The organism is Terasakiella sp. 4MB5A (genome assembly GCF_050058155.1).
Taxonomy (GTDB): Bacteria; Pseudomonadota; Alphaproteobacteria; order Rhodospirillales; family Terasakiellaceae; genus Terasakiella; species Terasakiella halodenitrificans.
This window is the reverse complement of the sequence record NZ_CP188815.1, coordinates 2,742,341-2,754,336: the sequence shown is the minus strand read 5'-3', so window position 1 is coordinate 2,754,336 and position 11,996 is coordinate 2,742,341. Positions and strand designations below refer to the sequence as shown.

Below are 11,996 nucleotides of genomic sequence, written 5' to 3'. Positions count from 1 at the left end.
ACCATGTCTTTGAAACTTCCGTCAAATGTTACAATTGATTCCCAACATATATGGTGCCAGATTTTTGACAGTGCAAAACGGTTTGAGACGGCGCGTCCCGCGTTGTTTTTGGATCGCGATGGCGTTATTGTCGAAGAAGTCCACTATTTGCATAAAGTTGATGATGTTGCGCTCATTGATGGGGCGGCTGCGGTAATTGCGCAGGCAAACGCCAAAGATATGCCTGTGATTATCGTCACCAATCAGGCTGGTATTGCCCGCGATATGTTTGGATGGGAAGAATTCAATGCCGTGCAGGAACGTATGCTTGACCTGCTGGCACAAGAAGGGGCCTTTGTGGATGCGGTTTACGCTTGTCCACATCATAAGGTGGGGAAAACCCCTTATAATCATCCCGACCATGAGGCGCGCAAGCCTAATCCGGGTATGTTGATGCGAGCAATGCAGGTTATCGATGTTGTGTGCGAACAGTCATGGATTGTCGGTGACAAAGCTGGTGACCTGCAAGCCGGACGCGCTGCTGGTTTAGCTGGCGGGGTTCATGTTCTGACAGGGCATGGAAGGGATGAAGGAGAAACGGACAAGGTAAAAGAGATTGCTACCACTGATTTTCATATTAAGTCACTAGAATCAATCAAGAATTTAATTGAGTAATATTCAAATTGTTTGATGTACGGCTTTTATTAACGTGTTCAATGCAGTTGAACTTTATCGTATGTACGTAATTAACCGTAGAAAAAATAAGTTTAATGTGTATAATCGATCTATTGTCCGTTTTTGGTGGGGAAATAGCGGATCTTTCTGATGGCAGATTTAGATCGATATAAACTCTTTTTTGAGGCATCAACTGATGCAATGCTAACTCTTCAAGATGATTGCTTTGTTGATTGTAACAAGGCAGCATTGAAGATGCTTGGGTTAAGCGAAAAGCATGCTTTAAAAAATCTGCATCCTGCTGATATTTCACCGCTACAACAGCCCGACGGTCGTTCCTCTTTTGAAAAAGCGGGGGAAATGATCAACAAGGCTGTTGAAAATGGTACACACCGTTTTGAATGGGTGCATTGCCGTAAGAACAAAGATGAATTTGCGGTTGAAGTTGTTCTCATTGTTGAAAAGTCATCGGAAGGAAATTTCATTCATGTCGTTTGGCATGATATTTCTGCACGCCATGCCTTGGAAGAGGCCCTGTGGGAAGCCAAGTTATTGGGGGAAGCGGTTAATCAATCCGGTGCCAGTACACTGATTACGGATGTAAATGGACGCATTGAATATGCCAATGCTGCTTTTTGTCAAATTAACGGATATAAGTTGGACGAGGTGATTGGGAGAACACCAAAACTTTTGAATTCCGGGCAGCAAGATACTTCGTTCTATGAGGATATGTGGGACGTCATTAAGGCGGGGGAGACATGGAGTGGTACCCTGCGTAATGTACGTAAAAATGGCGAGTCCTACTGGGCCAGATTAAAGATTTCACCCGTCAAAGATGAAAACGGAAAAGTTATTAAGTTTGTCGGTATAGAAACCGATATCTCGGACTTTATCGAAGCAAAGGAAAAAGCGGAACAGGCCAGTCGGGCAAAATCGGATTTCCTATCTTCGGTTAGCCATGAATTGCGCACTCCGTTAAACTCCATTCTTGGTTTTTCCCAATTAATTGCTTTAAGTAAACAAAATCCTTTATCTGAACGCCAAAAGACCCAACTGGATCATATTCACAATGCTGGGTCGCATCTGCTGCACTTGATTGATGAAGTTCTCGATTTGGCAAAAATTGAAACCGGAAAAATGTCTTATCGGATCGAAAAGATTGAGATCAGTGATATTTTGGATGATTGTCTGACTTATATTGATACTGCGTATAAAGAAATGAAGGTTTCGCTGCATGATGAAACCTTCAAACCGCTGCCCTGTATTAAGGCCGATAGTATGCGCGTGCGTCAGGTTTTGTTAAATCTGTTGTCAAATGCCAAAAAATATAATCGCAAAGGCGGAATGATCCGGGTCAGAAGTGAGCAACGCGATAGTGGTCATTTGCGTATTGTGGTTGATGATACCGGATATGGGATCCCTTATGAATTACAGGATCAAATCTTTCAACCTTTCAACCGTCTAGGGGCTGAACGGTTGGATGTGGAAGGGGCTGGTATCGGTCTGGTTTTGACCAAGAAAATGATTGAAGAAATGTCGGGAAATATAGGATTTTCCAGTGTGGAGGGGGAAGGATCTTCTTTTTGGCTGGATTTCGTTATAGCTGAGGAAACCAAACCTGTTTTTGATCCTATTCATATCGAGCGCAGTGATTATGTCCTAAGTTGTTGTGCCGCTAAACACACGATCCTCTATATCGAAGATAATTCCCTGAATCGGGAATTGATGGATGGGTTTGTTTCTGAAATTCAAAACCTGGATATGGTCATGGCGGAGACGGCTGAACAAGGAATTGAACTGGCGAAAACCCGTAAACCACATTTAATTTTGATGGATATTAATTTACCGGGAATGGACGGTTTTGAAGCCTTTCAGAAGCTTCGGGAAATGGAAGAAACCATGAAAATTCCGGTGGTGGCCTTAAGCGCAAATGCGATGCCTGATGTGATTGAAAAAGCCGATAGTCTTGGCTTTCAAGATTATATTACCAAGCCATTTATGTTTGATGATGTGATGAAGGTTTTGGATAAACATATTGAAAACTAGGCGTAAAACGAGGGTTTACGCCTAGTTTCTATTGTTATTACAAGTGGCTGGTGAAAACTTTTTCATCAACTTGCGGAATGTTCTTTAGACATTGGAAAACCTCAGCCGTGTCTTTTGCAACACTAAACAAGTCGCGTGCGCTATCGTGAGCAAAACCTGACGTAATTGTTGCGTTGACCAAGTCTTGAAACGGTTTCCAGTAGTCTTTTGTATCCAGAACGATGATCGGCTTATCATGCAAGCGAAGTTGTTTCCAGGTTATGATTTCAAAGGTTTCATCCAATGTGCCTAATCCGCCGGGCAGAACGATAAAACCGTCGGATCGTTCAAACATAGTGCGTTTGCGGTTATGCATGCTGTCTGTAATGATCAGTTCGCTTAGGTTGGAATGACCGACTTCGTGCTTTTGCAGAAATTCCGGGATTACGCCTGTGACCCGACCGCCATGGTCCAAAACTTCTTGTGCGACAATGCCCATAATCCCGATAGAACCGCCACCATAGACCAGTTCAATTCCTTTTTCAGCCATGGTCCGGGCCAGTTTTTTGGCTTCTTCAACAAATGCAGGATCGTTTCCGTTGCGTGAACCACAGAAAATACATAAGGATTTGGGTGTGAAACTCATTTTGGCCTCTTTGCGATTTGGTAATGATTTAACGTTAATGTTTACACTATGCTTAATTCAATAAATAGCCCCTTGTTGTTTAGTCTCTTTTTTCCTGCCCTCACCATATTGGGGGGCGTTCCGTTGTTGCGCTGGGCAGCAACGGGGAAAAACAAAGATATTGTCGGATCCTTCGCTGTGGGCCTTGCTTGCTGGATTGCGGTGATTTGCGCTTTCGGGCAGGTGGGAGAACCTTTTCAGTTTGGGGTGAATGCGCTCGCCTATGGGGTGGGGATCATTACCTTTGGTAGTTTGTTCTCTATGTTGTTTCTACATCATCCAGTGCTGCGCCTTGGTGTTGGGGGGATATTATGTCTCGTCTGGGTGTGGGTTCTGACCGGAATGACGATAGAGATGGGTATGTTTATTAAGGCTTTATTGGCTGGGTCCGTCTTGTTGGGATTATCTCTTATCTTTACATTTAAGTTGCGGGCGGAATTTTCAAATACCGAAACATCCCTTTCGTGGTTGATTTCACCGTTGGTTTTAAATTCCACTCTGGCTGGTTTTGCTTTTTATCTGGGGGATCAAATGGCCGGTAACTTCGCCGTGAGTTTGGTGGTTATCGTCATAGGGGTACTTGTTTGGGCGCATGAGCGCACACCAGGGAGATTAAGCGAAAATGCTGTGTTTCCCATAAGTTTGTGTACGGCGACACTGGTGTGGGATATGTGGTTGCAGGGGCACTTGCCGATCTTTTCCCTTTTCTGTTTTGTCCTGGTTTTATTTAGCCATCATGGCGCAGAACGGGTGTTAAATCGTGCGCCTGTATGGCTTCAAAAATCAGAACCACTGGTCAGGGTCGTTGTTTCGATGTTGCCAATTGGGTTAAGTGTTGTGTTTTTTGATATTTTGCGCTCTTTATAAGACTTCTTGAATTGCGCAAATAATGTTTTAAGGATACCTTAGTTAACTTAAATTATGGGTTTAGGGCATATCCTTTTTATAGGCGGAGAGAGTACGTTGCGTTCAATCGTTTTAATCGGCTTGGGACTCGCAGTTGTTGCGTTGGCAATATTTTTGACCTTGTTTAATGACGAGGAACCGATAACGCCTCAACCTCAGGCAGAAACGCAACAGAGTCAGCAATCCGAAAATACATCTCCCAAACCTGCAGTTCAGTCGCAAAAGGCTGAGAATACGGCACCAAGTTTTGATGTTGTTCGCATCAACCCCGATGGTGATGTTGTTATGGCCGGACGTTCGACACCAAAAGCGGAAGTCACTGTTTTAGACGGTGAAAACGAATTGGGAATGGCAAAATCCGATGACCGGGGAGAGTGGGTTTATCTGCCGACAAACCCGCTGGAAACGGGCGAACGCCAACTAAGTTTGAGCGCGTTGAACCCGGACGGTACAATTCAAAAATCAGATGATGTTGTTGTTCTTGTTGTACCAGAACGCAAAGGAGAGCAAACTTTAGCCGTATCGATGTCAAAAGATGGGGATGGTCCGGTAACGGCCTTGCAGGTGCCGGGAGCTGAAAGTTTAACCCTTTCTATTGATGCAGTGAATTATGATGATAAAGGGGAGCTCTCTATCTCCGGTACAGCACCAGAAGGTGGTGCCGTTTTTCTTTATCTGGATAATGAGTTTTTAGGCAACACGGCAGCAGATGACAAAGGGCGTTGGGTTGTGGCACCGTCACGGGTTGTAGAGCCTGGGGTCTATCAGTTGCGTGCTGATCATGTGGATGAAAACCAAAAGGTTCTGAACCGGGTGACCATTCCATTTTCACGTGCTCCAAACATGAGTAATGTTCCTCTGGACCGTCAGATTGTTGTTCAGCCGGGCAATAGTTTGTGGCGAATTGCCCGTCGCATTTACGGGACAGGGTTTGATTATGCGGTTATCTATCGTGCCAATAAAGAACATATTAGTGACCCGAATCTGATTTATCCGGGGCAGGTATTTGAAATTCCGGCACAGTAATGCAAATTCAGCTCAATAAAAAATCCCCGTTTTGTGCGGGGATTCTGCTTATTGACAAAGCCACTAAACTGTCATCCCCGACCCTGATCGGGGATCCATTTTTGCTCAATGAGTAATATATAGTCCATTGATTTTAAATGGATCCCGCATCAAGTGCGGGACGACGGATTTTGGTCAATTATTTACTAAAAACACTTTGTCAGCAGTCTGAATTCCCGGACAAGACGGGGATTTTTTTATGTTTTGAAATGCCTGTTTAGTTTGGCTTCAGCTTAATGACGGGTTTTACCTTGAGCTTCACATGATTGGTTTTTAATTTCATAGGGACTTTTTCTTCGTCCATCTGTTTGGACGGTTCGTCAACGGGTGAAGGTGTTGGCATGTCTTGTGGCGGGATCTGCTCGACATAATTTTTCGGTGCGCGAAAGGCTATATCTTTTGGGGGCTGTAAGGTATGAACCAATTGCAGGTATGGCTTGACGCGTAACAAAACCTTTGTGGTTTCAGCCAATAAAATTTTTGGTGATATATTTCCTTCGAAGGACAATTTATCAATCAAGATAATATTTTGGTTGTCATCAATTTTAACACGACCGCCTAACGCTTTCCCTGCAGCTTTGACAACGGCCAGAACGTTGGCACGGGCAAAGGTGCTTTCATACGAATAAGGTAGTTTTCCAATGATACCATGAATATGCAGGAACGATTTGGTTCCTTGCGGTCTGACATGGACAGCAAACCAATATCCTTGATACTGGACCATAAAGTCAATTTGAGACAGCTTGTCGTCCTGGATGATTTTACCGTTTTTGGCCTGTAAATTGTCTGTAACGCACAATTCCCTTGTTGGTGAATTTGAAAATTCAACCAGACTTCTCGCTTTAGAAGGGAATGTGTTTGGATTGCTCACTGCTATCAGCCCGTAAAATCTAGATTTTTATCAATTTAACATGCATCTTTGTTGCAAACAAAAAGAAAAGTCGTCTTTACGCATCCGGCGTATCCTGTTACGAAAGGCAATTGGATTTGGATAACATGGACGAAGAACGTGCTTAAAGTAATCTTGGTGCCGATCAACCGCGAAGGTTGGCCGTTTATCGCAATTTTTGCCATCTTGACAGTGGCCCTTATGGTTGGGGCATATGCCTTGGGATGGTTGGGTGCAGTTCAGCCAATTGGTTGGGTCGGTTTGATCTTGACAGTATGGTGTATTTGCTTTTTCCGTGACCCGCATCGTGTCACCCCGACTCGTGACGGATTGGTGATCTGTCCGGCCGATGGTGTTGTACAGTTAATTGACCGTGCTGCACCGCCTGCGGAATTGGGCATGGGCGATCAGGAACGCACACGCGTCTGTGTTTTCATGAACGTATTTAATGTTCACGTAAACCGCTCTCCTTTAAGCGGGACCGTTAAGAAAGTGGCTTACCGTCCGGGGAAATTTCTTAATGCCTCTTTGGATAAAGCCAGTGTAGACAATGAACGTATGAGCGTGGCGCTGGAAACTGAAAATGGCACGCAAATCGCCTTTGTTCAAATTGCAGGGCTGGTCGCGCGTCGTATCATTTGCTGGACAAAAGAAGGTGATCAATTGAAAGCCGGGGAACGGTTCGGCATGATCCGTTTTGGCAGCCGTGTTGATGTTTACCTACCCGAAGGGGTGGAACCTATGGTAGCCTTGGGACAAACGACCAAAGCGGCAGAGACTGTTTTGGCTGATTTAAACAGCACTGAGGCCGCCCGCCAAGGCGAAGTGAGATAATCATGGAAAAACGCCGTCCTAAATTGAAACGACTGCCGATCAATCACTTGATCCCCAATATTCTGACTATTTCTGCACTTTGCGCAGGCATGACCGCGATTAATTTTGCGGCGCGCGATATGTGGGAAGCATCGGTCTTTGCAATTGTGGTTGCGGCGATTTTGGATGGTTTGGATGGACGGGTTGCGCGTTTGTTGAATGCGCAAAGCAAGTTTGGTGCGGAACTCGATTCTCTATCTGATTTTATCAGTTTCGGTGTGGCGCCTCCCATGATCCTTTATTTTTGGGTTTTGGAAAATGCAGGCCGGATTGGCTGGGTCTTTGTTTGTTTTTTCACTGTTTGTATGGCCTTGCGTTTGGCACGTTTCAACACCGCGCTGGAAGATCCAGACAAACAACCGTGGGAAAATAATTTCTTTACCGGTGTGCCGGCCCCGGCTGGCGCGTTATTGATTATGTACCCGTTGGTGCTGTCTTTTATGTTTGGGGATGATTTTTTCCGCAGTCCGGCAATGGCCTGTTTTTTCCTGACGGTAATCGGCGGCTTGATGGTCAGCCGTTTTCCAACCTTTTCCTTTAAAAAGGCAAAGGTTCCGGCGGCTTACGTTTTGCCGGTTATGATCGGTGTCGGCTTGCTGGTTGCCTTTTTGGTAAGCGCACCATGGGCGATGCTGTCCGTTATTGGCGCGATTTATCTAGTGAGTATCCCTTTAAGTTTCAATTCCTATAAAAAATGGCAAAGGCGAGCCGCTGCCGGGGAACTGGATGAAGATGACGACGCTGAGGTCGAAGTCTGCGAAAAAGAAGACTGACGATAAAAAAGAAAGGGTTCCAGAAGGAACCCTTTTTCAGTTTTACGGGAGGGGAAGGAGATTTTGATTATCAGCGCAAGGGGGCTTGTGCGCCTGTTTTTGGGTCGATTTTGAAAGTTTCGACCAGTGAGTTATCTTTTGTGACCAGTTTGGCAATGATATTGCCATCTTGATCGGTGGTGACATCGCCGATTTTCAGGTTGTCGTTACCGCGCCAAGCGAGGCGACCTTCCATAATTTCTTTGACGCGTTCCGGTGTCAGTTGCAGGTCGTAATTACCGTTTTGCATGAAACGTTCCATGCGGGGGCCGTTCATCATGCCAAATCCCATACCATGTCCGTGTCCACGCATCATATATCCGTATCCACCACCGGGGCCACCATTGGGGCACCAGCCATTATAGTTGGGTTTGCTGGTGTCTTGAGCGACGGCCAAGGTCGTCAAAGTGATCAGGGCAACGGCACTAACGGCGCTGAGAATGAGTGTTGTGCGTTTCATAATAAGTCTCCATCGACTAGAGTTGATCGGCGATAGTGTTCGCCCTTTCGATGTGTTTATTATTGACCTGTTGTGTAACGGGGATGTGTCGTCAAAGGTGTGATAAGGTGACGCATTGTTTCTGTGCCCATTTCTGTTACAGTTTGTTACACATTCAACCGCGCAGTTTTGAAAATAGCGATTATATTAGTCTCATGGAAAAGCAATCACACATACTTGTCGTCGATGACGACCGCGAAATTCGCGACCTTGTTGCGAAATTTCTGAAGCAACATAGCCTGCGCGTAACAACCGCGCAGGATGGGCGCGAAATGAAACGCGCGCTCGAGGATTGGTCCATTGATCTGGTGGTTCTGGATGTGATGATGCCGGGTGAAGACGGATTGACCCTTTGTCGCAATTTGCGCGCCAGTTCGCAGATGCCGGTCATTATGTTGACTGCGATGGGCGAAGAAACAGATCGGATTATTGGCTTGGAAATGGGGGCGGATGATTATTTGGCAAAGCCGTTTAATCCACGTGAATTATTGGCCCGCATCAAGGCCGTTTTGCGTCGAAGCGGTGAGCAGGAGACTGTGACGGCTGAAGACGCCGATGTCTTTATCTTTAATAAATGGCAGTTTCGTCCTGAACGACGGGAATTGTTGAACGACGAAGGTGTTCTTGTTTCTCTTAGTCGAGGGGAGTTTGAATTGCTGGATACCTTTGTGCGCCATCCTAATCGTGTTTTAAACCGTGATCAGTTATTGGATATGGCACGTGGTCGTGAAGCCATTCCGTTTGATCGTGCGATTGACGTTCAGGTTAGCCGCCTGCGTAAAAAATTGAAGGATGATCCAAAAAATCCGTCTTTGGTGAAAACTGTGCGCGGTGGCGGTTATATGTTCACTGCGAAAGTGGAGCAATCTTGAGAATGCGTCTGATCCCGCAAACCATGTTGGGAAGAACCCTTGTTATCCTGATCGGTGGTATTTTATTGGTGCAGGCCCTCGGGGGTATTTTCTATTATCGGGATTGGAAAAATTTCCAAGAAAACGCGGAACATAGCCGTTTGATTGAACGTATGGCAACGTATGTGCAGTGGATGAATGCAGCGAGTCCGTTACAGCGTGAATTCCTATTGCGTACAAATCGTCCCCGAGGTATGCGGGCGTGGCAAAGTCAACAAAGTGCTGTCGATGAAGAAGCAAACTGGTTTGGGATCGAAGCATTTATTCGCACCGGTTTGTCAGAAGAATTGGGAGGAATAGATCTTAAGCGTATCCGCGTGGATGATGATGAACGCCGCCCTTTCCCAGCGGGGAGTGGTGCCTTTGGTAAACATCATAGGCAAGGGGAGGCTGTTGCACCACAAGATCAACGTCCACGATGGGGGCGCATGATGAACGAGCATAATTATAATGCGCGTTTGATTGTAGCGGTGTTGTTAGATGACGGTACATGGCTAAATATGCGCATTCCATTTGAACGCCCAACTCCACCTGGGTTTATTCCTTTTGCCATGCCATTATTATTTCTGTCTTTGCTGGTTACTTTGATTGCGTTTATCATCATGCGGCGTGCAAATAAGCCTTTGGCTCGTATGGCCCAGGCGGCAGAAACCCTGGGGCGCGATGTTAATGCGCCACCGATGACAGAAGACGGCCCCCGCGAAGTGCGTGATGCCGCGCGTGCTTTTAACGAGATGCAAACCCGTCTGCGTCGTTTCGTTCAGGACCGCACACATATGCTGGCTGCGATTTCTCATGATCTGCGTACCCCCATTACCCGTATGCGCTTGCGGGCAGAATTTGTGGAAGATGATCAACAGCGTGAAAAAATGTTGGCTGATCTTGATGAAATGGAATCCATGATCAAGGCAACTATGTCGTTTGCCCGTGATGATGTGGCAAATGAGGCTGTTTCCCCTATTGATCTCGCAGCGTTGGTTGAAAGTCTTTGTGAAGATATGCGGGAAACTGATGGGGATATTACCTATAACGGCATGGAAGAACTTCCCTTTAACGGTCGTCCAGTGGGTTTGAAACGCGCGGTTGCCAATTTGGTCGGCAATGCCTTGAAGTATGCAGGCGCATGTGAAGTAGCGTTAGAGGCCGATGAACGTCAGGTGAGTGTAACCGTGAAAGATAATGGCCCCGGTATCCCCGAAAGCGAACTGGAAGAAGTTTTCAGACCATTTCGCCGCTTGGAAGGCTCCCGCAACAAGGAAACAGGTGGAGTTGGCCTTGGCTTGGCGGTTGTGCGCTCCGTCGCCCATGCGCATGGTGGAACAGCTCTGTTGATCAATCGCCCTGAAGGCGGTCTGGAAGCGAAAATCATTCTGCCTTTATAATAAGATCGCTAATTATTTAAGAACAGGGCAATCGGCAGGATATGCAAGAAACTTCCTGTGGCGAAAATGCCGATAAAAGCAGCGGCGGTTAAGTTTTTGCAGCCGAAAAAAATGGGTTGGAATAAGGTACGCATAAACCAGAAGAACGCAATTCCGATAAGTATTGTTCGCCCAAATGACGTTTCAATTAGATTATTGCCTTCAAAAAAAAGTAAATAGGCAAAAAGCAGGAAAATAACCATGAGGGCCATGTTCATAACTTGCATGACACCTTTATTGAGTGCGCTTACTTTTTTCAATTGCGTGTCCCACTGGAAGAGTTTCCAGAAGAACATATGAAACACAATAAGGGCAATATCAAAGAGTCCGGCAAGGAATAGTGAAATACTAATTGATGTATTCATTGAAGCCTCCTTTGGATATTAAACGAAAAAGTCCCGATCCATGTGGACCGGGACTTTTTTATCATGGCATCAGCATTGGAACGACAAAGTATCCTATGGCGATAAGGGCCATGATCTTTATCGAAATCCAGAAAGCGAGCTTTTGAGGGGTCATTATTCGCCGCCGTTTTTACTGGACCATCCGAGCGGGTCTTCCAAAAACTCTTTTACACCGGCGATTTTTTCTTTAGTGAAATAGCCGTATTTTTCAGCTGCTTGAATGACATCCCACCAGTTACATAAATAGTGTAGCGTGACACCAGCTTGGTCCAGAGATTCAAGGGCGCCAGGGATCACACCGTAGAAAAAGACGACAAAAGCATCGTCACATTTGGCACCGGCATTGCGCAGGGCATTGACGAAATTCAGTTTGGAACCACCATCAGTTGCCAAATCTTCGACCAAAAGAACGCGTTTGTCTTCTTCCATATAGCCTTCGATCTGGGCATTACGACCAAAACCTTTTGGTTTTTTGCGCACATATAACATAGATGCATCCAGCTGGTCGGCCATCCATGCCGCATAAGGGATCCCGGCTGTTTCCCCGCCCGCGACATAGTCGAAAACCTCAAAGCCTGCGTCTTGTTGCAGTTGGTTTTTGGCAAGTTCCATCACGGTGCGACGCGCACGATTGAAAGAGATGAGTTTACGACAATCAATATAGACCGGGCTGGCTTTGCCGGAGGTCAGGATATAGGGTTCTTCCGGGCGGAAGTTGATGGCTTCGATTTCCAATAAAATCTTGGCAACGGTTTCACCTGTTTTTTTATGTTCCGGGCTGCGCGCAACAATGGCCATAGTTTATTTATCCTCTGATCAGAAATGCATTGCGTTGTTTTAGAATCAAAATGG

Annotated in this window: 13 protein-coding genes; 8 read left to right on the top strand and 5 right to left on the bottom strand. The window is 45.9% G+C overall.

The features are described from left to right. Window positions 1-3 precede the first annotated feature (3 nt). On the top strand, window positions 4-654 hold the full coding sequence (locus ACI0FF_RS12885; protein WP_419797218.1) for a D-glycero-alpha-D-manno-heptose-1,7-bisphosphate 7-phosphatase: 651 nt from the start codon (window positions 4-6) through the stop codon (window positions 652-654). A 150-nt stretch (window positions 655-804) separates the two neighbouring features. Further along, the gene (locus tag ACI0FF_RS12880; protein ID WP_419797217.1) at window positions 805-2,700 is read left to right on the top strand and encodes a hybrid sensor histidine kinase/response regulator; all 1,896 of its coding nucleotides are present in this window, start codon (window positions 805-807) and stop codon (window positions 2,698-2,700) included. 37 nt (window positions 2,701-2,737) lie between these two features. On the opposite strand, the gene ACI0FF_RS12875 is transcribed toward ACI0FF_RS12880, so the two are convergent. Beyond that, a complete protein-coding gene (locus ACI0FF_RS12875) occupies window positions 2,738-3,325 on the bottom strand; it encodes a TIGR00730 family Rossman fold protein (RefSeq protein WP_419797216.1) in 588 nt (195 codons plus the stop codon). A gap of 48 nt (window positions 3,326-3,373) precedes the next feature. Between ACI0FF_RS12875 and ACI0FF_RS12870 the strand changes: the two genes are divergently transcribed. Both ACI0FF_RS12870 and ACI0FF_RS12865 read left to right on the top strand, forming a co-directional pair. Next, window positions 3,374-4,231, top strand: a complete 858-nt coding sequence (locus tag ACI0FF_RS12870) for a hypothetical protein (protein ID WP_419797215.1) — start codon at window positions 3,374-3,376, stop codon at window positions 4,229-4,231. Between the two features lie 96 nt (window positions 4,232-4,327). After that, window positions 4,328-5,296: a LysM peptidoglycan-binding domain-containing protein gene (locus tag ACI0FF_RS12865; protein ID WP_419797214.1), complete on the top strand. Its 969-nt coding sequence runs from the start codon at window positions 4,328-4,330 to the stop codon at window positions 5,294-5,296. 256 nt (window positions 5,297-5,552) lie between these two features. Here ACI0FF_RS12865 and ACI0FF_RS12860 read toward each other — a convergent pair whose 3' ends face one another. Continuing rightward, window positions 5,553-6,206: a hypothetical protein gene (locus ACI0FF_RS12860; RefSeq protein WP_419797213.1), complete on the bottom strand. Its 654-nt coding sequence runs from the start codon at window positions 6,204-6,206 to the stop codon at window positions 5,553-5,555. Window positions 6,207-6,344: 138 nt separating this feature from the next. Between ACI0FF_RS12860 and ACI0FF_RS12855 the strand changes: the two genes are divergently transcribed. Continuing rightward, window positions 6,345-7,058 carry a phosphatidylserine decarboxylase gene (locus ACI0FF_RS12855; protein ID WP_188662831.1) on the top strand — a complete coding sequence of 238 codons (714 nt, stop codon included), beginning with the start codon at window positions 6,345-6,347 and terminating at the stop codon, window positions 7,056-7,058. 2 nt (window positions 7,059-7,060) lie between these two features. Next, window positions 7,061-7,870 (top strand): CDP-diacylglycerol--serine O-phosphatidyltransferase, encoded by an 810-nt coding sequence (gene pssA / locus ACI0FF_RS12850; protein ID WP_419797212.1) that lies wholly within the window; start codon window positions 7,061-7,063, stop codon window positions 7,868-7,870. Window positions 7,871-7,940: 70 nt separating this feature from the next. Here the strand turns inward: pssA and ACI0FF_RS12845 are convergent, their stop codons facing one another. Further along, a complete protein-coding gene (locus ACI0FF_RS12845; protein WP_419797211.1) occupies window positions 7,941-8,369 on the bottom strand; it encodes a hypothetical protein in 429 nt (142 codons plus the stop codon). Window positions 8,370-8,563: 194 nt separating this feature from the next. Here ACI0FF_RS12845 and ACI0FF_RS12840 point away from each other — a divergent pair, with 194 nt between their 5' ends. Next, entirely contained in the window at window positions 8,564-9,280 is a 717-nt protein-coding gene (locus ACI0FF_RS12840) for a response regulator (RefSeq protein ID WP_419799709.1), read from the top strand. A 2-nt stretch (window positions 9,281-9,282) separates the two neighbouring features. Continuing rightward, window positions 9,283-10,701: an ATP-binding protein gene (locus ACI0FF_RS12835; RefSeq protein WP_419799708.1), complete on the top strand. Its 1,419-nt coding sequence runs from the start codon at window positions 9,283-9,285 to the stop codon at window positions 10,699-10,701. An 8-nt stretch (window positions 10,702-10,709) separates the two neighbouring features. Here the strand turns inward: ACI0FF_RS12835 and ACI0FF_RS12830 are convergent, their stop codons facing one another. After that, window positions 10,710-11,105, bottom strand: a complete 396-nt coding sequence (locus ACI0FF_RS12830) for a hypothetical protein (protein ID WP_419797210.1) — start codon at window positions 11,103-11,105, stop codon at window positions 10,710-10,712. Between the two features lie 153 nt (window positions 11,106-11,258). After that, window positions 11,259-11,942 carry an orotate phosphoribosyltransferase gene (locus ACI0FF_RS12825; protein ID WP_419797209.1) on the bottom strand — a complete coding sequence of 228 codons (684 nt, stop codon included), beginning with the start codon at window positions 11,940-11,942 and terminating at the stop codon, window positions 11,259-11,261. Window positions 11,943-11,996: the final 54 nt, after the last annotated feature.

Bases quoted from the DNA above. Each gene is read 5' to 3' on its own strand.
- ACI0FF_RS12885 (WP_419797218.1), top strand. From the start codon at position 4: ATGTCTTTGAAACTTCCGTCAAATGTTACAATTGATTCCCAACATATA.
- ACI0FF_RS12880 (WP_419797217.1), top strand. From the start codon at position 805: ATGGCAGATTTAGATCGATATAAACTCTTTTTTGAGGCATCAACTGAT.
- ACI0FF_RS12875 (WP_419797216.1), bottom strand. From the start codon at position 3,325: ATGAGTTTCACACCCAAATCCTTATGTATTTTCTGTGGTTCACGCAAC.
- ACI0FF_RS12870 (WP_419797215.1), top strand. From the start codon at position 3,374: ATGCTTAATTCAATAAATAGCCCCTTGTTGTTTAGTCTCTTTTTTCCT.
- pssA (WP_419797212.1), top strand. From the start codon at position 7,061: ATGGAAAAACGCCGTCCTAAATTGAAACGACTGCCGATCAATCACTTG.
- ACI0FF_RS12845 (WP_419797211.1), bottom strand. From the start codon at position 8,369: ATGAAACGCACAACACTCATTCTCAGCGCCGTTAGTGCCGTTGCCCTG.
- ACI0FF_RS12840 (WP_419799709.1), top strand. From the start codon at position 8,564: ATGGAAAAGCAATCACACATACTTGTCGTCGATGACGACCGCGAAATT.
- ACI0FF_RS12835 (WP_419799708.1), top strand. From the start codon at position 9,283: ATGCGTCTGATCCCGCAAACCATGTTGGGAAGAACCCTTGTTATCCTG.
- ACI0FF_RS12830 (WP_419797210.1), bottom strand. From the start codon at position 11,105: ATGAATACATCAATTAGTATTTCACTATTCCTTGCCGGACTCTTTGAT.
- ACI0FF_RS12825 (WP_419797209.1), bottom strand. From the start codon at position 11,942: ATGGCCATTGTTGCGCGCAGCCCGGAACATAAAAAAACAGGTGAAACC.